We start from the raw sequence: 18123 nt of genomic DNA, 5'->3' as shown, positions 1-18123 counted from the left end.
GGCGGGCGTGGTCGCGATCGGGTCGCACCGGCGGGCGCAGCTGATCGGAAGCGTCGCGGCGCACGTGGCGGCGGTCGGGCGGCTGCCGCTGTTGGGCACCGTGCAGACCACCGCGTCCACTGTGGACGCTGGGCGGGCCAACAGTGCGCACCGGGTCAAGGCGCTCTACGGGGCGCTCATGGCACCGGCGGGGCTGAGCGGGCCGGTGTTGCTCATCGACGACCTCGTGGACTCGGGCTGGACCATGGCGCTCGCGGCCCGGGAGCTCCGGCTGGCCGGCGCCTCGGCGGTGCTGCCGCTTGCGCTGGCCGTGACCGCCTGAGGACGCGCCGCGTCGGTCAGTTCGTCCGGCCATCGGACGGCTTCGAGCCGCCTGGTGAGCCGGCCATCGGACGGCTTCGATCCGCCTGGTGCGGTCGTCCAGATCGCGCTGCGGGAGGTTGATGGTGAAGGAGTCGACTGTTCGGGTCATAGTCCACGCTAGATCGTTATTAGGACGGTTTCGGTCCTCAACCGGTCGCGCCTCCACGATCGCTGCGGCGGGATCGGAAATGTCCTAGGCCCGTGCTTCAATTGCCGGGTGAAGACGTTTGACGAGCTTTTCGCCGAGTTGAAGGGCAAGGTCGCCGCGGGCGATCCCGAGTCGGCGACGGTGGCGGCCGTGCGCCGGGGCGTCCATAGCGTCGGCAAAAAGGTCGTGGAGGAGGCCGCCGAGAGCTGGATGGCGGCCGAGCATGAGGGGCCCGACCGGGCCGCCGAGGAGATCTCCCAACTGCTCTACCAGGCGCAGGTGCTCATGCTTGCCGCCGGGCTGGAGCTCGACGACGTCTACAAACACCTCTAGGAGAAGATCGCTGTGCTCCGCATAGCACTGCCCAACAAGGGCACGCTTTCCCGTCCGGCCGCCGACATGCTGCGCGAGGCGGGCTACCGGCAGCGGTCCGACGACCGCGACCTGACCTGCCTCGACTCCGACAACGACGTGGAGTTCTTCTATCTGCGGCCGCGCGACATCGCGACCTATGTCCACTCCGGCGATCTCGATCTTGGGATCACCGGGCAGGATCTGCTCGTCGACTCCGGCTCGACCGTCAACCAGCTGCTGGAGCTTGGGTTTGGCGAGGCGACGTTCCGGTTCGCGGCGCCCGATCCCTACCTGAGCCTGGAGGGGCAGCGCATCGCCACGGCCTACCCGCGCGTGGTGGAAAAATATCTGGCCGACGCGGGCATCCAGGCCGAGGTGATCACGCTCGACGGTGCGGTCGAAAACGCCGTCCGGTTGGGTGTGGCCGACGCGATCGCCGATGTGGTGGCGACGGGCGCGACGCTACGCCAGGCGGGGCTCAAGACCTTGGGGGAGCCGATCCTGGAGTCGCAGGCGGTCCTGATTGGACGGTCCCCGGCGGAGGGCAACGGCGCGGTGACACAGATTCTGCGCCGGCTGCAGGGCGTGCTCGTGGCCCGGCGCTACGTGATGCTGGCCTACGACGTGCGCGCCGACGGGCTCGACGCCGCGTGCGCGATCACGCCGGGCATCGAGTCGCCGACGGTCTCGCCGCTGCACCGGGAGGGCTGGGTCGCGGTGCAGGCGATGGTGCAGCGGGCCGAGGTGCACCGGATCATGGACGAGCTTTACGACCTGGGCGCGCGGGCGATCCTGGTGACCGACATCCACGCGTGCCGGTTATGACATGGCCGGATCAAGCGTGGGTGGTGACGCCTGTGGGAGCTGGTTTGGCGAGGCGCGTGCATCGGCTGGGGGCCGGTGTGGGTGGTGAGGCTTGCGGGAGCTGGCTCGGCGAGGCGCGTGCATCGGCGGGAGCCGGTGTGGGTGGCGTGTGTGGGTGGTGAGGCTGGTGGGAGCTGGTTCGATGGTGTTCGTGCGTAGGCTGGGGCCGGTGTGGGTGGCGTGTGTGGGGGGTGAAGCTGGTGGGAGCTAGTTCGACGGTGTTCGTGCATCGGCCCAAGCGGGTGCGCGTGGTGTGCGCGGTGGCGGCCGTGAGCATCCTCCTGCTCTTCACCCTCATCGGGACGGCGCTGACCGAGGTTGGCGAGGGTGTGTTCAGGCCGGGCGATCAGTACGCGATGATCGGTCTGGGCGTGGTGTTCGCCGCGGGGATCATGCTGATCGCCCGGCCGCGGGTGCAGGCCGACGAGACGGGCATCAAGGTGCAGAACATCGTCGGCGGCTATCAATTGCCGTGGAGCCTTGTGCGCAAGGTGAGCTTCGACCGGGGACGGCCGTGGCTGTCGCTGGAGCTGGAAAACGACGATACGGTGTCTGTGCTGGCCGTCCAGGCGGTGGACAGAGAGCACGCCGTACACGCGGTGCAGTGCTTGCGGTCACTTCATGCCCAAAACCGGGCGTAGTGTATAGTTGCGTTTACGACCTGGCAGTGCATGCTGCCATCAAGCGGAGCGCCTGCTCCCACCCGTCCGCCTTGAGCGAGTTGGGTCCGGTCACCTGAGCCTCGTGCTTGGGGTGCGCTGACGTGCGCACATGACCGGTCGAGCAGGCCCAGTCTCTCCCGAGGCTGGGCCTACTGCTTTGAGGGTCGAGCTCGGCGCACCGCGCCGGGCGACGATCATCACGGTCGCACGTCAGGAATAGGAACGATCAAGGAGGCCACATCAGCGTCGAGCCACGCGTAAACGAGCAGATCCGGGCACGTGAGGTCCGTCTGGTCGGCCCTGAGGGAGAGCAGGTGGGCATCGTCCCACTGGAGCGCGCCTTGCAGCTGGCCGCAGACGTAGATCTGGATCTGGTCGAGGTTGCGCCCATGGCACGCCCTCCGGTCTGCAAGCTCATGGACTTCGGCAAGTTCAAGTACGAGAGCGCGCTCAAGGCCAGGGAAGCCCGGCGTAACCAGCAACAGACGGTCATCAAGGAAATGAAACTCCGGCCGAAGATTGACTCGCATGACTACGAGACCAAAAAAGGTCACGTGCTGCGGTTCCTCAAGGCGGGAGACAAGGTCAAAGTGACGATCATGTTCCGGGGTCGCGAGCAGCACCGCCCCGAGCTGGGTTTCCGGCTCCTGCGCAGGCTCGAGGAGGAGGTCGCGGACATGGGTTTCGTCGAGTCCCAGGCCAAGCAGGACGGCCGTAACATGATCATGGTGCTTGCGCCCCACCGCGGCGGTAAGACCACCGGCGCCCGCAAGGGTGAGCCGGAGGGCGCCTCCACGGAGCAGGCGACCGAAGAGACCGTCGCCGGGGCATCGGCGCAGGCCTGATCTAGCACCACAGCACACTAGTCAGGGGAGAACTTCGAAAATGCCGAAGATGAAGAGCCACACCGGCATGGGCAAGCGGGTGAAGGTCACCGGCAAGGGCAAGATCGTTGCCGAGCAGGCCGGCAAGCGTCACCTGCTGGAGGGCAAGTCCTCCCGCCGTACCCGTCGGCTGACCGGGACCGTCGAGGTCTCCAAGGCTGACGCGCCGCGGATCAAGAAGCTGCTCGGGCGCTGACGCGCGCCGCGGGGCGGGCCCGGCTGCTCACCGACCTCCGGTCGGTTCGCCGCAGGCCCGAATTCCGCCGCGGGGTCCAACCCCGCGAACCCCAGGAAATACGTAGGAGGAATACGATAAATGGCACGCGTCAAGCGGGCGATCAACGCCCATAAGAAGCGCCGGGCGGTCCTCGAGAGCGCCAAGGGTTACCGCGGGCAGCGCTCGCGGCTGTACCGCAAGGCCAAGGAGCAGATGCTCCACTCGATGCAGTATGCCTACCGCGACCGCAAGGATCGCAAGGGTGACTTCCGCCAGCTGTGGATTACCCGCATCAACGCGGGTGCCCGCGCCAACGGCATCACCTACAACCGCCTCGTGCAGGGCCTGCGGCTCGCGGGCGTCGAGGTGGACCGCAAGATCCTCGCCGAGCTGGCGGTCAACGACGAGAAGGCGTTCGTCGCCCTCGTCGAGGTTGCCAAAAAGGCCGTCGCCAGCGCGCAGACCGCCTGAGCTGCCCGTTAAGTGAACAGCGCGCAGAGGCCCGGGGACCGTCCGTTCACGACACGGACACCCCGGGTTTCTGCTGCCATCAAACTGCAGCGGCGGCGGGAGCGGGAGAAGGCCGGACTGTTCCTGGCCGAAGGGCCGCAGGCGGTGCGCGAGGCGGTCGCGGCGGGAGTCGTGCGGGAGTTGTTCGTGACGGCCGACCGGGCGGGCGAATACCCGGACGCGAGCGTCGTGACCGACGAGGCGATGGCCGCACTCGCCGAAACCGTGACACCGCAAGGGGTTGTTGCCGTCTGTGAGCTTGTCGACGTCTCCTTGAACGACGCGCTCGCGAAGCAGCCCCGCCTCGTGGCCGTGGCCGTGGACATCCGAGACCCGGGCAACGCGGGCACGATCCTGCGCACGGCCGACGCGGCCGGGGCCAACACGGTGATCTTCGCGGGTGACTCGGTTGACCCGCACAACGGCAAGTGTGTGCGGGCGAGCGCCGGGAGCCTGTTTCACGTCGATGTGGTGCGGGAGCGGGAGACCGGCCAGGTGTTGGACGCCTTGGAAGGCATGCTGGTGCTCGCGACCAGTGGGCGGGGAGAGAGCGATCTGTTCGAGATCGAGCCCCGGCTCACGCGAAAGACGGCCTGGTTGTTCGGCGGGGAGGCGCATGGCCTGCCGGATGAGGTCCTCGCGCGGGCGGAGCGGGTCCGCGTACCCGTATATGGCTTCGCAGAGAGCTTGAACCTGGCGGCGGCCGCGGCGGTCTGCCTGTATGCTTCTGCCCGTGCGCACAGATCTGCTCTTTAGACGGCCCGCCGGTGGCGGGCTGGAGATCTGACGCGCTCCTGCCAGATGCCGGTGGGCTGTGGCCAAGCCACGTGGACCTGGACACCGCGTGCGCGGGGAGCGAAGCGTCAGCGGAGCCCCGCAGCCGCGAGTGACTGTAAACTCAGCCGGTTGCCCGGCTTTCCGGGTCGAGGTGTGGTGGCCGAAGGCCGACATCTCCGAGCCGGAATTGCCGTTACATCTGGAGACCCACAAATGACTTATCGCCACGATCCCTATGATCCGAAGCAGGCGAGCCTGCTCGCGCCCGAGGCACTGGAAGACGCTGTGGCCAAGGCCGGGGAGGCCTTCGCCGCGGCCGGTTCGCCCAAGGCGCTTTTCGAGCTGAAACCCGAGCACCTGGGCGACAGGGCCCCCGTGTCGCTGGCCCGCCGGGAGATCGGCTCGCTGCCGCCCGCCGCGAAGGCGGACGCCGGCAAGCGCGTCAACGAGGCACGCGCCGCGATCCAATCCGCTTATGACGAACGGCAAAAAGAGCTCGAAGCCATGGAGGCCGAACGCGTCCTGCGGGAGGAGCATGTCGACGTCACGCTCCCGTGGGACCGGCGCCCGCGCGGGGCCAGGCATCCACTCACGACACTCATGGAGCGCATCGGCGACCTGTTCGTGGGCATGGGCTACGAGATCGCGGAGGGTCCGGAGCTCGAACTGGAGTGGGCCAACTTCGACGCGCTGAACATCGCGCCCGACCACCCGGCGCGCGGGCTCATGGACACGTTCTGGGCGGGCGAGGGGCTGGTTTTGCGCACCCACACGTCGCCCGTGCAGGCGCGCACGATGCTGTCGCGCAAGCCTCCGATCTACATCGTCGTGCCCGGCCGGGTCTACCGGACCGACGAGCTGGACGCGACCCACTCGCCCGTGTTCCACCAGGTGGAGGGGCTCGTGGTGGACCGCGGGATCACGATGGCCCATCTGAAGGGCACACTCGACCACTTCGCCCGCGCCATGTTCGGCCCGAACGCGCGCACCCGCTGGCGCCCGCACTATTTCCCGTTCACCGAGCCGAGCGCGGAGTTCGACGTGTGGTTCGAGGCCCATCGCGACGGACCGCAGTGGGTGGAGTGGGGCGGCTGCGGCATGGTCAATCCCAATGTGCTGCGCGCCTGTGGCATTGACCCCAACGAATACTCCGGGTTCGCATTCGGCATGGGCATCGAGCGCACGCTGATGTTCCGCAACGGGCTGTCGGACATGCGCGAAATGATCGAGGGCGACGTGCGCTTCACCCGCGCGTTCGGCATGGAGGTGCACTGAGATGAAAGTGGGAGTCTCGTGGCTGCGCGAGTTCGTGGAGCTTCCCGCGTCCGTTACGGCGCAGGAGATTGACAAGAGGCTGACCAATCTCGGCATCGAGGTCGAGCATGTGATCGATCAGCGCGAGTCGGTCAAGGGCGAACTGGTGGTCGGGCGCGTGCTGACCATCGAGGAGCTGAAGGAATTCAAGAAGCCGATCCGGTTCGTGACCCTCGACATTGGACGGTCCGAACCGCAGGAGGTCATCTGCGGCGCGTCCAACTTCAGCGAGGGCGATCTGGTGGTCGTGATCCTGCCGGGCGGGGTGCTGCCGGGCGGGTTCGAGGTGGGTTCGCGCAAGACCTATGGGCGCATGTCGCACGGCATGATCTGTTCGGCCCGCGAGCTGGGCCTCAGCGACGACCACGCGGGCATCATCGTGCTCCCGTCCACTGTGGACGCCAAGCCGGGGGAGGATGCCAGGCCCGTGGTCGGCTTGGACGACATCGGGCTCGCTCTTGAGATCACCCCGGACAGGGGGTACCAGATGAGCGTCCGAGGATTGGCCCGAGAGCTCGCACACGCCTACCGCGTGCCGTTCAACGATCCCGCGTTCGGACCGCGCACCGAGGCCACGGCCAAACCCGCGTGGCCGCTGACGATCGACGACACCAAGGGGTGCGACCGGTTCGCCGCCCGCCTCGTGCGGGGCATCGACCCCAACGCGCCCACGCCCGACTTCATGAAGCGCCGCCTGACCACGGCCGGCATCCGCACGCTCGGCCTCGCCATCGACATCACCAACTACGTGATGCTCGAACTGGGCCAGCCCATGCATGCCTTCGACGCCGACCGGATCAAGGGCGCAGTGGTGGTGCGCCGCGCGCAGGAAAAAGAGAAACTGACCACATTGGACGGTGTCGTGCGGGTGCTCAGCCCGGAGGACATGGTCATCTGCGACGAAACCGGGCCGATCTCGCTCGCGGCCGTCATGGGCGGGCAGACCTCTGAGGTCGTGGACGGCACGACCAACGTGCTTTTCGAGGCGGCGCACTGGGATCCGGCCATGGTCGGGCGCACCGCGCGGCGCCACAAGCTGTTCAGTGAGGCCGCGAAGCGCTGGGAGCGCGGGGTCGACCGGGAGCTGTGCCTGGTCGCCGTCGAGCGGGCGGTCTCGCTGCTGGTCGAGTATGGCGGCGGCACGCCCGGCGAGGAGGTGCTGGACCTGAACTACCCGCCCGAGCCCGTGATGATCTCGATGGCGGGCGATCAGCCCACCAAGCTGATCGGCGTGGAGTACTCGGTTGACCGCGTGGCCGACCTGCTCACCGAGATCGGCTGCGATGTCGCGCAGTACGAGGACCGGGTGGACGTGATCCCGCCGTCGTGGCGGCCCGATCTGCGCGAGGGTGCCGACCTCGTGGAGGAGGTCGTGCGGCTGGACGGGTTCGAGGCCGTGCCGAGCGTGCTGCCGATTGCCCCGCCGGGCAACGGCCTGACTCCCGGGCAGCGGAGAAGGCGAAACATCGGGCGCACGCTGGCCGAGCAGGGCTATGTCGAGGTGCTCACCTACCCGTTCGTGTCGCGCGAGGCGATGGAGACGTTGGGCGACACGCGCCATGCCGTGCGCCTGACCAACCCGATCTCGGAGGAGGAGCCGTTCATGCGGACCAGCCTCCTGCCGGGCCTGGTCACCGCGCTGCGCCGCAACCTCGGCCGGGGTCAGCGTGATGTCGCGCTCTACGAGCTGGGCCTGGTGTTCCTGCCGGGCGATGACATGTTGGCCCCGCCCGTCATGGGTGTCGACGGGCGTCCGTCCGATGCGCAGTGGCGGGTCGCCAACGAGGCCGTGCCGCACCAGCCACTGCACGTGGCCGTCATCCTGACGGGTGAATTCGAGCGCTCCGGTTGGTGGGGCCCCGGCCGGCAGGCGTCGTGGGCCGACGCGGTCGAGGCGGCCAGGGCGGTGCTGGACAAGCACGAGATCGCGCAGACCGTGCGCGAGCCGTTCCACCCCGGACGGTGCGCATCATTCACCGTGGACGGCGTCGAGGTGGGACTCGCCGGCGAACTTCACCCGGCGGTGTGCGCCGCGCTTGATATCCCGCCGGGCACGTGCGCCATGGAGCTCGACCTCGATCGCGTGCCGCTGCCCGGACTCACCCCGCCGCCCACGCTGTCGAACTATCCGCCCGCGCTGATCGATGTGGCGCTGGTGCTCGACCGCGGCATCCCGGCTCAGGTCGTGCAGCACACGCTGATCGAGGGCGCAGGACAATTGCTTGAGTCGATCAAGCTGTTCGACGTTTACGAGGGCATCGGCGGTGGTAAACGTTCGCTGGCCTACAGCCTGACGTTCCGGGCCCCTGACCGCACCCTCAAAGTGGAGGAGGCGATCGCCGCACGGGACGCCGCCGTAGCGCTCGTTTCCGAGAGGTTGGGCGGAACCCTGCGCGGGGCGTAGGGCGTCGAAGGGCACATGATGAGAAGGTCCGTTCTAGTGTTGGCATTACTGACGGCGGGCTGCGCCGGACAACCCGACAGCGCAAGCCCGAGCGCGGGCACGCCGGAGGTACTGGGGCGGACCTTTCTGTCCACCTCGGTCAGCGGTCACGCGTTGGCCGAGGGGACCCGGATCAGCTTGATGTTCCCCGAAAAGGGCAAGATCTCGGCCAACGCCGGGTGCAACCACCTATTCGGCGACGTGACGTTCGAGGGTGGCCGGATGAAGGTGTCCGACATGGGCGGCACCGACATGGCGTGCGACAAGCCGCGCATGGACCAGGACGACTGGTTCATCAAGTTCGTGACCGCCGGCCCGGCGTACACGCTGACCGGCAACGATCTGGTGCTCAAGGGAGACTCCACGGAGATCAAATTGCAGGATCGCGAGGTGGCCGACCCGGATCGCCCACTGGCGGGCCGGCGGTGGACGGTCGACTCGCTGCTCGACTCAGAGTCGGCGAGCTCGGTGCCGCAGGGCGCGCAGGCCTATCTGGAGTTCCAGGGCGACAAGGTCACGGGCAACACCGGGTGCAACTCGCTGGGCGGCACGTTCAGCCAGCAGGACAAGACGATCACGTTCTCCAACGTGGCCACGACCAAGATGGCATGCCCTGGCCCCGAGGGCCAGCTGGAGCGGGCCGTGGTCGGTGTGCTCGACGGGACCGTGGACTACACGATCGAGGCCAACCGGCTCGTGTTGAAGCATCCTTCCGGCAGGGGTTTGCAGCTGACGTCGTAACCTAGTGATCATGCATGAGCCCGTTCGCGTGATCGGTGGGCGCCGGTTCGACTTCGACCGCCAGGTCGCGGTCATGGCCGTGGTCAATCGCACCCCGGATTCCTTCTACGACAAGGGGGCGACGTTCGCGCTCGACAAGGCGGTCGCGGCCGTGGCGCGGGCGGTGGACGAGGGCGCGGACTGGGTCGACATCGGCGGGGTCAAGTTCTCGCCGGACGACGGCGAGGTGCCCGCCGACGTGGAGCTCGATCGGGTGCTGCCCGTGGTGCGAGCCGCCGTGGAGAAAGAAGCGGTGGTCAGCGTGGACACGTTCCGGGTGGAGGTCGCCGAGGCGGCGCTGGATGCCGGGGCGCACATCGTCAACGACACCACGGGGCTGCACGATCCGGCGCTGGCCGATCTGGTCGCGGCCCGGCCCGGCACGCAGCTGATCATCACGCACAGCCTGGCCGCGCCGCGCACGCCCTATCCGCGTCCGTCCTATGTGGACATCGCGGGGGAGATCGCGGCCTTCCTCCGGGAGAAGGTGGACCTCGCGCTCGGCAGGGGCGTGCGCCCGTACCAGATAATCATCGATCCGGGACACGACCTGAACAAGAACACCCTGCACACGCTGGAGTTGACGCGGCGGCTGGGGGAAATCGCGGCGGTGGGCTATCCCATGCTCGCGGCCGTGTCCAACAAGGACTTCGTGGGCGAGACGCTGGACCGGCCGCCGGGGGAGCGGCTCGCCGGCAGCCTCGCGGCGGCCGTGGTCTCGATCCTGCACGGCGCCCGCATCGTGCGCATGCACAATGTGCGCGAGTCGGTCGATGCCGTGCGGATGACCGAGGCCATCATGGGGTGGAGGTCGCCCGTCTACACGAAGCACAACATGTGACATGGACACCGAACTGCTCGCGGCATACCTGCCGGAGGACCGAGGCGCGCCGATGGTGCGGCTCAACATGGTGACGTCACTGGACGGGGCGGTCACCCTGGACGGGCGCTCCGGGCCGCTCGGCGGGCCCAAGGACCAGGAGCTGATGGGGCTGCTGCGGATGATGGCCGACGTCGTCATGGTCGGCGCCAACACCGTGCGGGTCGAGGGATACCGGGGGAGCCTCATCTCGGATGAGGCGCGTGCATGGCGGGTCCAAAATGGACTGCCGCCGGATCCGATCTTCGAGATCGCTCACCTGAGGGATGTGCCAGATCTGCTCGCCAAACACGCGCGCAAACACCTCCTGTGCGAGGGCGGGCCGCACATCTTCGGCGCGCTCGCGGGGCTGGACGCGATCGACGAGCTGTGCCTCACGATCGGCCCGATGCTCGTCGGGCCGGGTGCGGGGCGGATCACCGCGGGCGCGCCGCATCCACCGCGGCGAATGCGAATGATGCACGCGATTTCCGTTGACCAGCTGTTGTTCTTGCGGTACCGGTCAAGTGTCACTATCTAAACATGACTTCTAGTACTAGTTCATTTAACTTTATGGCAATGATGATGTTCGCGTGGATGAGGGATATGGTGCGTACACCAACGCGGACCCGATCTTCTTCGACGTTCTTCACGCCGCACAGGGTGACCCGAGGCCGTTCGACTTGGCCACGTGCGAGCTGCCGGACGGTTGGGGACGCGTCGAGCAGGATGACTGGCTGGTCATGGTGCCACCCGACGACGTGGAGCTCCCGCTGCAGGGATGGAAGATTCACGCGTCGTCGTGTTTGGACAATGCCGAGAGCGTCCTGGGCAAGGTGTGGGCGTATTGCGCGCCGCGCGGGATCAAGTTCAAGTTCCTGCGCTCGCACGCCGCGCTGATCTCCCGGGTCTCCAAGTACGCCCCGCGCGGGTACAGCGGCAAGCTGGTGACGATCTACCCCGCCGACGACACGGTGTGCGAGCGGATCCTCAACGAGCTCGGTGAGCTGCTCGACGGTGAGCCGAGTCCCTACATCCTCAGCGACCTGCGATGGGGCAAGGGCCCGCTTTATGTGCGCTACGGCGCGTTCGCCTCGCGCTTCTGCGTGGCGCCCAATGGGCAGATCGTCGGCGCGATCGCCGATGACACGGGCACGCTGGTGCCCGACCGGCGGGGGCCGGTGTTCCACCTGCCGCCGTGGGTGAAGCTGCCCGGGTTTTTGCAGCCGCACTTGGACGCGCGCAATTCGGTGAAGTTGACCGACATCTCGTACACGGTCGAGCGCGCGTTGCACTTTTCCAACGGTGGCGGGATCTACGTGGGCCGGCGCAAGCTGGACGACCGGCAGGTGGTGCTGAAGGAGGCACGGCCACACTCCGGTTTGGACGCGCGTGGGCAGGACGCGGTGGCCCGCGTGGAACGCGAGTACAAGATCATGCGCGAGTTCGCCGGGATCCCCGGGGTGCCCGAGGCGTATGAGCTGTTCGACATCGGTGAGCATCGGTTCCTGGCCATGGAGTACGTGGACGGTCGCCCGCTCAGCCGGGAGATCGCGCATCGCTTCCCGCTGATCAAACTCGACACGACGCCGGACGACCTGGCCGCGTACACGGCGTGGGCCATGGGCATCTACGACCAGACGGAGCGCGCGGTCAAGGCGATCCACGAGCGCGGATACGTGTACGGCGATCTGCACCTGTGGAACGTGCTGGTGCGCGAGGATGACACGATCGGGCTGCTGGACTTCGAGGTGGCCGCGCCGGTCTCCGAGATGACCCGGCCGGGCCTGGCCAACCAGGGGTTCGCGTCGCCGTCGAGCACGACCGGGTTCGACATCGACCTTTACGCGCTGGCCTGCCTGAAGCTGGCCCTGTTCCTGCCGCTGATGAACATCGTGTGGCTCGACCGCACGAAGGCCCGGCACTTCGCCGACGTGATCTCCGCGCACTTCCCGGTACCCGAGGACTTCCTGGCGCAGGCGGTCGAGGTGATCGCGCCGGAGCCCGGGCCCATCCCGGCTTTGGGGGATTGGGAACAGGCGAGGATGAGTTTGACCAAGGCGATCGTGGGCAGCGCGACGCCGCACCGCGACGACCGTCTGTTCCCGGGCGATCCGCGGCAGTTCAGCACGGGCGGTGGGATCAGCCTGGGCTATGGCGCGGCCGGTGTGCTGTATGCGTTGTCGGCCACGGGCGCGGGCCGGTTCCCGGAGTACGAGGAGTGGCTGCTGCAGCGGGCGCGCAAGCCCGCGACCGGGACGCCGCCGGGGTTGTATGACGGGCTGCACGGCGTCGCGTTCGTGCTGGAGCACCTCGGGTACCAGAAGGAGGCATTGAATCTGGTCGACATGGTGCTCAGCGAGAACTGGACGACGCTGGGCCAGGACCTCCACTCGGGTCTGGCGGGCGTTGGCCTCAACCTGCTGCACCTGGCGCACCGCACCGGTGAACCGAGGCTGCGCGAGGCGGGGCTGGAGGCCGCTCGCCTGGTCGCGGAGCGGTTGGGCAACGAGGACTCCGTGCCGGAGATCAGCGGTGGTGACAATCCGCTCGCGGGTCTGGTGCGCGGCGCGTCCGGCCCGGCGCTGCTGTTGATGCGCGCCTACGACGAGACCGGCGACGAGGCGTTTCTCGAGAAGGCCGCGACCGCGCTGCGCATGGATCTCAAGCGATGCGTTGTCCGCTCCGACGGCATCATGGAGGTCAACGAGGGCTGGCGCACCATGCCGTACTTCGAGACCGGCAGTGTCGGGATTGGACTGGCGCTGGAGGACTACCTCACCCGGCGCGAGGACGAACAGTTCCGCACCGCCGCCGACCAGATCGGCCTGGCCGCGCAGTCCACGATGTATGCGCTGCCCAACCTGTTCAGCGGCCGCGCCGGCATCCTGCTCTACCTGGCTGCGACGAAACGCCCCGGCATCGAAAAGCAGGTGCGCAACCTCGACTGGCATGCCGTCCCGTTCAAGGATGGCCTGGCCTTCCCCGGCAACGGCCTGCTGCGCCTGTCGATGGATCTGGCCACCGGCACCGCCGGTGTCCTGCTCGCCCTGGGCGCGGCGCTGGACGACAAGACTCCCGCACTGATCGGTGCGGGTCAGGTAAACCCCTAACCAGAAAGGAGCGTCATCATGACGCTGCTCGACCTCCAGGCGATGGACTCCCCGATCGTCGACATGGCCACCGGAAGCTCGAACTCCGGCCACAGCTGCGGCTCGGACATCAGCATCACCCTGTGCGGCGGCCACGGCTCCGAGCTGAGCGCGCTGCTCTGCGGCGGCAAGTAAGCCCACCACGGAATAGGTGGCCCATCATGAATGGCGGGACCGGACGAGTGGAGATCGCCCGGTCCCGCCGTCAGCTTATGCTGGTCGCCTGTTCGGGCGCGATAGGCACGTTCGCCTCCCTGGCGCTGCCCATGGCGCTGGGCCGGGCGATCGACGGCAACGGGCTCGCCCTCGCAGTCGGGCTGATCGCCGTGTCCATCGCGTCGGATCTATTCGACTCATTCGCGACCACGGCATACGCCGCCAACGCGGCGGCCCGGCTGCGCCATGCGCTGATCCGGCAGATCCTGTCCGTCAGTCCGCACCGCCTGCTCGGGTTTCCCACCGGTGACCTGGTGAGCCGGGTCTCGGGGCAGGCGTCGGAGGCCGCCCAGGCGGACTTCAGCCGGATCAGCCTGGCGCTCGGGGTCCTGCCGCCCGTGGGCAGCCTCATCGTGCTGTCCATCATGGACTGGCGGCTGGGCGTGGCGTTCCTGGCCGGCGTGGGCGGGGTGACCCTCGTGCTTCGCTCGTTCAGCCGGCGCGCCGAGCAGGCATCGGCCGGTTATCAGGTGGCGCAGAGCGGCATCGCGGCCCGCCTGACCGAGGCGATGACCGGTGCCCGGACCATCGCCGCCGCCGGGACGTACGAGGCCGAGCGCGAGCGCGTGCTCCGGCCACTTGAAGAGCTTCGCGCGCAGGGGATGCGGATGTGGCAGGTGCTTGCGCGCTCGACCGCCCAGGGTGCCGTCGTCGGGCCCCTGGTGCTGGTCGTGGTGATGGCCGCGGGCGGTCTGCTGCTCGCCTCACACGATCTCACCCCCGGAGATCTGTTCGCGGCGGGCCGCTACGCGGTCATCGGGGCGGGACTTGGCGCTCTGACGGGCGTCCTGGGCGGGCTGGCTCGTGCCCGCTCCGCGACGTCGCGCATCAATGCGGTTCTGCAAGTCCCGCCCCTTTCCTACGGCACGCTGTCGCTTCCGGACGGTCCGGGGCGGCTGGAGTTCGACGGCGTTTCCGTGGATGGTGTGCTGCGCGGCGTCACGTTTGCCGTGCCGGGTGGATCATCTGCTGCCGTGGTGGGCCGGTCGGGGTCGGGCAAGTCCGTGCTGGCTTTTCTGGCGGCGCGGCTGCGTGATCCCGATGGTGGCACTGTGCTTCTCGACGGCGTGCCGTTGCCGTCCGTGTCCGAGGGGGAGCTGCGGCGAGCCGTCGGTTGCGCTTTTGAAAAACCCGTTCTTTTGGGGGGTACCGTCTCCGACGCCATCGGCCTGGGTCGAGAGCACGTCGGTGCGACCCGTGCCGCGACCGCCGTGCATGCACACGATTTCGTCGTGCGCTTGCCGCATGGGTATGACACCCCGCTCGCGGACGCGCCGATGTCGGGTGGGGAGGCGCAGAGGCTCGGGCTCGCGCGGGCGTGGGATGCCTCCCGCCTGCTGGTCCTTGACGACGCGACGTCGAGTTTGGACATGGTCACGGAGATGCGCATCGGCGAGGCGCTGCTCGCCGCGTCGCGTACCAGATTGATAATCACCCATCGCATCACCACGGCGGAGCGGGCAGATCTGGTGGTGTGGCTCGACGGTGGCACGGTGCGCGCGGTCGGCTCGCACGCCGCACTGTGGGACGAGCCTGCCTATCGGGCGGTGTTCCAATGACTCCGATTGCCTTCGGTGTCTTGCACCTGCGGCGCGGGGCGGTGCTGCGCTTCTTGCTGTGGTCGCTGCCGGAGGCGCTGCCCGCGGCGATGCTCGGCGTGGCGGTGGCCCGCTCGGTGGACCATTTCCTCGCGGGGCGGTCGCTGGTCGGGTTGGCGTGGCTGGCCGCGATCATCCCGGTCAGCCTGTGCAGCGCGGTCGGCGCCCGGCAGGTGCTGCGCGGGCTGGGCGAGATGGTCGAGCCCATGCGCGACGAGCTGGTGCGCCGGGTGGTCGGGTCCTCGCTCGCGCGGGCCCTGGACGGGCAGGCCGACGACGGCGCGGTGGCCCGGCTGACCCGCCAGGTCGAGATCGTCCGGGACAGCTTCGCGGGACTGCTCATGGTCACCCGCGATTTCGTGGTCGGCGTGGTGGGCGTGCTGCTCGGGCTGCTCGCGTTGTCGCCGTGGGTGATGCTGTTCGTCGGCCCGCCGTTCCTGCTGGGCGTGGCCGGATTCGTTGCCTCGCTTGGTCTTTCGGCCCGGCGGCAGCGTGCGGCCGTACTGGCCGAGGAGCGGCTCGCGGCGACCGCGTCGACGGTGGTGGCCGGGGCGCGCGACGCCATCGCGTGCGGTGCGTCGGGTCATGCCGCCGCGATGGTGGCCGGGCCGATCGAAGACCAGGCGGCCGCCGAGCGCGCGCTGTCGTGGACCGCCGTCGTGCGCACGCTGTGCTTCGCGGTCGGCGGTTGGCTCCCGCTCATCGCGTTGCTCATGGCGGTCCCGTGGCTCACCGGCCGGGGCCTGACCCCGGGCGAGGTGCTCGGCGGGCTGACGTATGTCCTGTTTGGACTCCAGCCGGCGATGCGCAAGCTCATGGGCGGGCTCGGCGGCGCGGGCCTGCGGTACACGGTGACCCTGGGCCGGCTGCTGGAGCAGCGCGTCACACCGCCGGCCGCGGTCAAAGGGGCCGGCACCCGGTTGGAGGCGCGCCACGTGACCTTCGCCTACGGCCCGCACAGCGAGCCGGTGTTCCGCGATCTGAGCCTGGCCGTGGGCGAGGGTGCGCACCTCGCTGTGATCGGCCCGAGCGGCATCGGCAAGTCGACCCTCGCGATGGTCCTGTGCGGGCTGCGCCACCCGTCGTCGGGTGAGGTGGTCGTCGCCGACCGGGTGCTCATTCCGCAGGAGGCGTACGTCTTCTCGGCCACCGTGCGGGAGAACCTCGCCTATCTGCGTCCCGGTGCGGACGACGCTTTATTGAATGCCGCGGCCGCGGCCGTCGGGGCGGGCACGCTCGTCGAAGAGCTCGGTGGGCTGGACGCGGTGGTCGAGCCGGGGCGCCTGTCGGCCGGTCAGCGCCAGTTGATCGCGCTCGCGCGGGCTTACCTGTCGTCCGCGCCGATCGTGATTCTCGACGAGGCCACGTGCCACCTCGATCCGGCCACGGAAGCCGTCGCGGAGCAGGCTTTCGCCCGCCGGCCCGGCGGGCTGATCGTCATCGCGCACCGGTTGAGCTCCGCGCTGCGCGCCAAGCGGATCCTGGTGCTCGATGGGGCGGGCGCCCAGCTCGGCGACCATGCCGGGTTGCTGGAGCGCTCCGCCCTCTATCGTGAACTCATATCCAGCCTCGCTCATGAGCCGCCCGGATCGCCGCGATCCGGGTCCGCGAGTCCGTCTTGGTCAGGATCCGTGACAGGTGGTTCCGGACCGTCCCCGGACTGAGGAAGAGCCGCTGTGCGATCTCGGTGGAGCGCAGCCCCTCGGCGGCAAGCCGGAGCACCTCGCGCTCGCGTTCGGTCAGTGGGTTCTGATTGGCGATCATCACCGACAACGCCAGTTTGGTGTCGATGACCACCTCGCCCCGAGCAGCCCGCAGCACGCTGTCGATGAGCACGTCGGGCGACGATTCGGTGGCAATAAAACCGACCCGGGGAGCCAACCTCGCAAGGCTGAAACACAGCCTGTCGGTGGATTCCGGGTCGCTCAGGAGAAGAACCGCGCATTGTGGAATGAGCTTCTCGCATAAATCGGTTAATAAGATGGAACAGGGTATCCTCGAATCGAGGACGGCGATGTCGACCGCCTCGCGCTGCACGGCACTTGCCACCCTGTCACCGTGCGACAGTTCGGCTACGACTCTCATCTCCGGCGTCCGCGACAGCACGGTCGCAATCGCCCCACGCAGCAGCCTGCCTTTCTGTCCAATAAGGACTCTGATCACTACGATCCCCCAGTCACGACCATTCCCCGTGCGCTGAAAATGGCACGCCGCTGGCGGTACGGCGCAGTTGCTGTCGATTTGAGCTTAGCCCCACATTGGTGATGTGCCCTACATGAATGCCGATTCACGCCAACTAACTCAGCGGATCGGGTCCCCCATCCCGCCACCTGAAGATCGACAAACATCTATTCCCTCGGTAAGTCTAGCGCGCTGATCAGTCGTTTGATGGGGCCCGCCGAAGACGAGCGTGCTCGCCCCTCCGCCGCCAATCTGCTCCTCTACCCGCATGTGGAGCAATTGAAACGCCTCAAGTGCGCGGCATGTTTGAGCCTCGCCGACATCGCGTGGGCGCGTCCCGACGCGACTGACCAATGTGGACAGTGTTTGTTTCGCGCCGGGGTGGGTCGGTGGCGATGAGCACGTCGAGCCGTGCGTCGGAGGTGATTGTGGGGGCGAAGGTGGTGTTGAACGCCATCGCCACGCGTGCGCCCGTCGCCGCGCCGTCGGGCTCGGCCGCTGGCGACCCCTGCCTTCCGCGGGTCACGATCGGCGATGCGCCCGCCGTGGCCGCCTCGCGGGAGGCGAGTGCCAGGCGGTCAGGCGGGCGCGAGAGGAGGCGACGGGAGGTTCCATGGCCCGACGACGGCGGGCGGCCGAGGCGAGACGCCCGCGGCCACGAAGCAACGCAGACCCGTCGGCTGGACCCCACGATGACGACGACCATGATCGTCGCCGTATCGACCTATCGGGCGATGCGGCTCACAACGCCGGCTAATGTCGTTGCATGGTCATGCACTGGTCCGTATGCTTACCACGGAG

17 protein-coding genes and 1 pseudogene are annotated in these 18123 nt (G+C 68.2%); 17 read left to right on the top strand and 1 reads right to left on the bottom strand.

The window, feature by feature from the left end; all coding sequences use genetic code 11:
• The 17 genes and pseudogenes from DM816_RS19270 to DM816_RS19190 form a co-directional block, all read left to right on the top strand.
• Positions 1-322 (top strand): annotated as a pseudogene (locus tag DM816_RS19270) (recombinase RecQ); the annotation flags it as partial.
• A gap of 258 nt (positions 323-580) precedes the next feature.
• Positions 581-844 (top strand): phosphoribosyl-ATP diphosphatase, encoded by a 264-nt coding sequence (locus DM816_RS19265; RefSeq protein ID WP_117211639.1) that lies wholly within the window; start codon positions 581-583, stop codon positions 842-844.
• Between the two features lie 12 nt (positions 845-856).
• Positions 857-1690, top strand: coding sequence for an ATP phosphoribosyltransferase (hisG, locus tag DM816_RS19260; protein ID WP_117211638.1), 834 nt, complete (start codon positions 857-859; stop codon positions 1688-1690).
• Positions 1691-1929: 239 nt separating this feature from the next.
• A complete protein-coding gene (locus DM816_RS19255; protein ID WP_246002047.1) occupies positions 1930-2370 on the top strand; it encodes a PH domain-containing protein in 441 nt (146 codons plus the stop codon).
• 260 nt (positions 2371-2630) lie between these two features.
• Positions 2631-3236: a translation initiation factor IF-3 gene (gene infC / locus DM816_RS19250; protein WP_117211636.1), complete on the top strand. Its 606-nt coding sequence runs from the start codon at positions 2631-2633 to the stop codon at positions 3234-3236.
• A 40-nt stretch (positions 3237-3276) separates the two neighbouring features.
• A complete protein-coding gene (rpmI, locus tag DM816_RS19245) occupies positions 3277-3471 on the top strand; it encodes a 50S ribosomal protein L35 (protein WP_117211635.1) in 195 nt (64 codons plus the stop codon).
• A gap of 120 nt (positions 3472-3591) precedes the next feature.
• A complete protein-coding gene (gene rplT / locus DM816_RS19240; RefSeq protein ID WP_117211634.1) occupies positions 3592-3963 on the top strand; it encodes a 50S ribosomal protein L20 in 372 nt (123 codons plus the stop codon).
• A gap of 12 nt (positions 3964-3975) precedes the next feature.
• Positions 3976-4758 carry a TrmH family RNA methyltransferase gene (locus DM816_RS19235; protein ID WP_117211633.1) on the top strand — a complete coding sequence of 261 codons (783 nt, stop codon included), beginning with the start codon at positions 3976-3978 and terminating at the stop codon, positions 4756-4758.
• Between the two features lie 234 nt (positions 4759-4992).
• Entirely contained in the window at positions 4993-6054 is a 1062-nt protein-coding gene (pheS, locus tag DM816_RS19230) for a phenylalanine--tRNA ligase subunit alpha (protein WP_117211632.1), read from the top strand.
• Between the two features lies 1 nt (position 6055).
• A complete protein-coding gene (gene pheT, locus DM816_RS19225; RefSeq protein WP_117211631.1) occupies positions 6056-8497 on the top strand; it encodes a phenylalanine--tRNA ligase subunit beta in 2442 nt (813 codons plus the stop codon).
• A 36-nt stretch (positions 8498-8533) separates the two neighbouring features.
• Positions 8534-9277, top strand: coding sequence for an META domain-containing protein (locus DM816_RS19220; RefSeq protein WP_162907625.1), 744 nt, complete (start codon positions 8534-8536; stop codon positions 9275-9277).
• 10 nt (positions 9278-9287) lie between these two features.
• The gene (gene folP / locus DM816_RS19215; RefSeq protein ID WP_117211640.1) at positions 9288-10157 is read left to right on the top strand and encodes a dihydropteroate synthase; all 870 of its coding nucleotides are present in this window, start codon (positions 9288-9290) and stop codon (positions 10155-10157) included.
• Between the two features lies 1 nt (position 10158).
• Complete coding sequence (locus tag DM816_RS19210; RefSeq protein WP_117211629.1) at positions 10159-10716, top strand: dihydrofolate reductase family protein; 558 nt, start codon at positions 10159-10161, stop codon at positions 10714-10716.
• 52 nt (positions 10717-10768) lie between these two features.
• Positions 10769-13288, top strand: a complete 2520-nt coding sequence (lanKC, locus tag DM816_RS19205) for a class III lanthionine synthetase LanKC (protein ID WP_117211628.1) — start codon at positions 10769-10771, stop codon at positions 13286-13288.
• 18 nt (positions 13289-13306) lie between these two features.
• On the top strand, positions 13307-13462 hold the full coding sequence (locus tag DM816_RS19200) for a SapB/AmfS family lanthipeptide (RefSeq protein WP_117211627.1): 156 nt from the start codon (positions 13307-13309) through the stop codon (positions 13460-13462).
• A gap of 26 nt (positions 13463-13488) precedes the next feature.
• Complete coding sequence (locus DM816_RS19195; RefSeq protein ID WP_117211626.1) at positions 13489-15102, top strand: ABC transporter ATP-binding protein; 1614 nt, start codon at positions 13489-13491, stop codon at positions 15100-15102.
• Positions 15099-16805, top strand: a complete 1707-nt coding sequence (locus tag DM816_RS19190) for an ATP-binding cassette domain-containing protein (RefSeq protein WP_117211625.1) — start codon at positions 15099-15101, stop codon at positions 16803-16805. The genes DM816_RS19195 and DM816_RS19190 overlap by 4 nt, the downstream gene beginning before the upstream one ends.
• On the opposite strand, the gene DM816_RS19185 is transcribed toward DM816_RS19190, so the two are convergent.
• Positions 16699-17190: a response regulator transcription factor gene (locus tag DM816_RS19185; RefSeq protein ID WP_162907624.1), complete on the bottom strand. Its 492-nt coding sequence runs from the start codon at positions 17188-17190 to the stop codon at positions 16699-16701. The two genes, DM816_RS19190 and DM816_RS19185, sit on opposite strands and share 107 nt — an antisense overlap.
• Between the last annotated feature and the right edge of the window lie 933 nt (positions 17191-18123).

This window comes from Allorhizocola rhizosphaerae, from assembly GCF_003426775.1.
GTDB lineage: Bacteria > Actinomycetota > Actinomycetes > Mycobacteriales > Micromonosporaceae > Allorhizocola > Allorhizocola rhizosphaerae.
This window is presented reverse-complemented; position numbering and strand designations above follow the sequence as displayed.

Excerpts from the sequence above, each read along its gene's own strand:
- DM816_RS19210 (WP_117211629.1), top strand. The coding sequence starts at position 10,159 with ATGGACACCGAACTGCTCGCGGCATACCTGCCGGAGGACCGAGGCGCG.
- DM816_RS19200 (WP_117211627.1), top strand. The coding sequence starts at position 13,307 with ATGACGCTGCTCGACCTCCAGGCGATGGACTCCCCGATCGTCGACATG.
- pheS (WP_117211632.1), top strand. The coding sequence starts at position 4,993 with ATGACTTATCGCCACGATCCCTATGATCCGAAGCAGGCGAGCCTGCTC.
- folP (WP_117211640.1), top strand. The coding sequence starts at position 9,288 with ATGCATGAGCCCGTTCGCGTGATCGGTGGGCGCCGGTTCGACTTCGAC.
- DM816_RS19190 (WP_117211625.1), top strand. The coding sequence starts at position 15,099 with ATGACTCCGATTGCCTTCGGTGTCTTGCACCTGCGGCGCGGGGCGGTG.
- rplT (WP_117211634.1), top strand. The coding sequence starts at position 3,592 with ATGGCACGCGTCAAGCGGGCGATCAACGCCCATAAGAAGCGCCGGGCG.
- DM816_RS19195 (WP_117211626.1), top strand. The coding sequence starts at position 13,489 with ATGAATGGCGGGACCGGACGAGTGGAGATCGCCCGGTCCCGCCGTCAG.
- rpmI (WP_117211635.1), top strand. The coding sequence starts at position 3,277 with ATGCCGAAGATGAAGAGCCACACCGGCATGGGCAAGCGGGTGAAGGTC.
- pheT (WP_117211631.1), top strand. The coding sequence starts at position 6,056 with ATGAAAGTGGGAGTCTCGTGGCTGCGCGAGTTCGTGGAGCTTCCCGCG.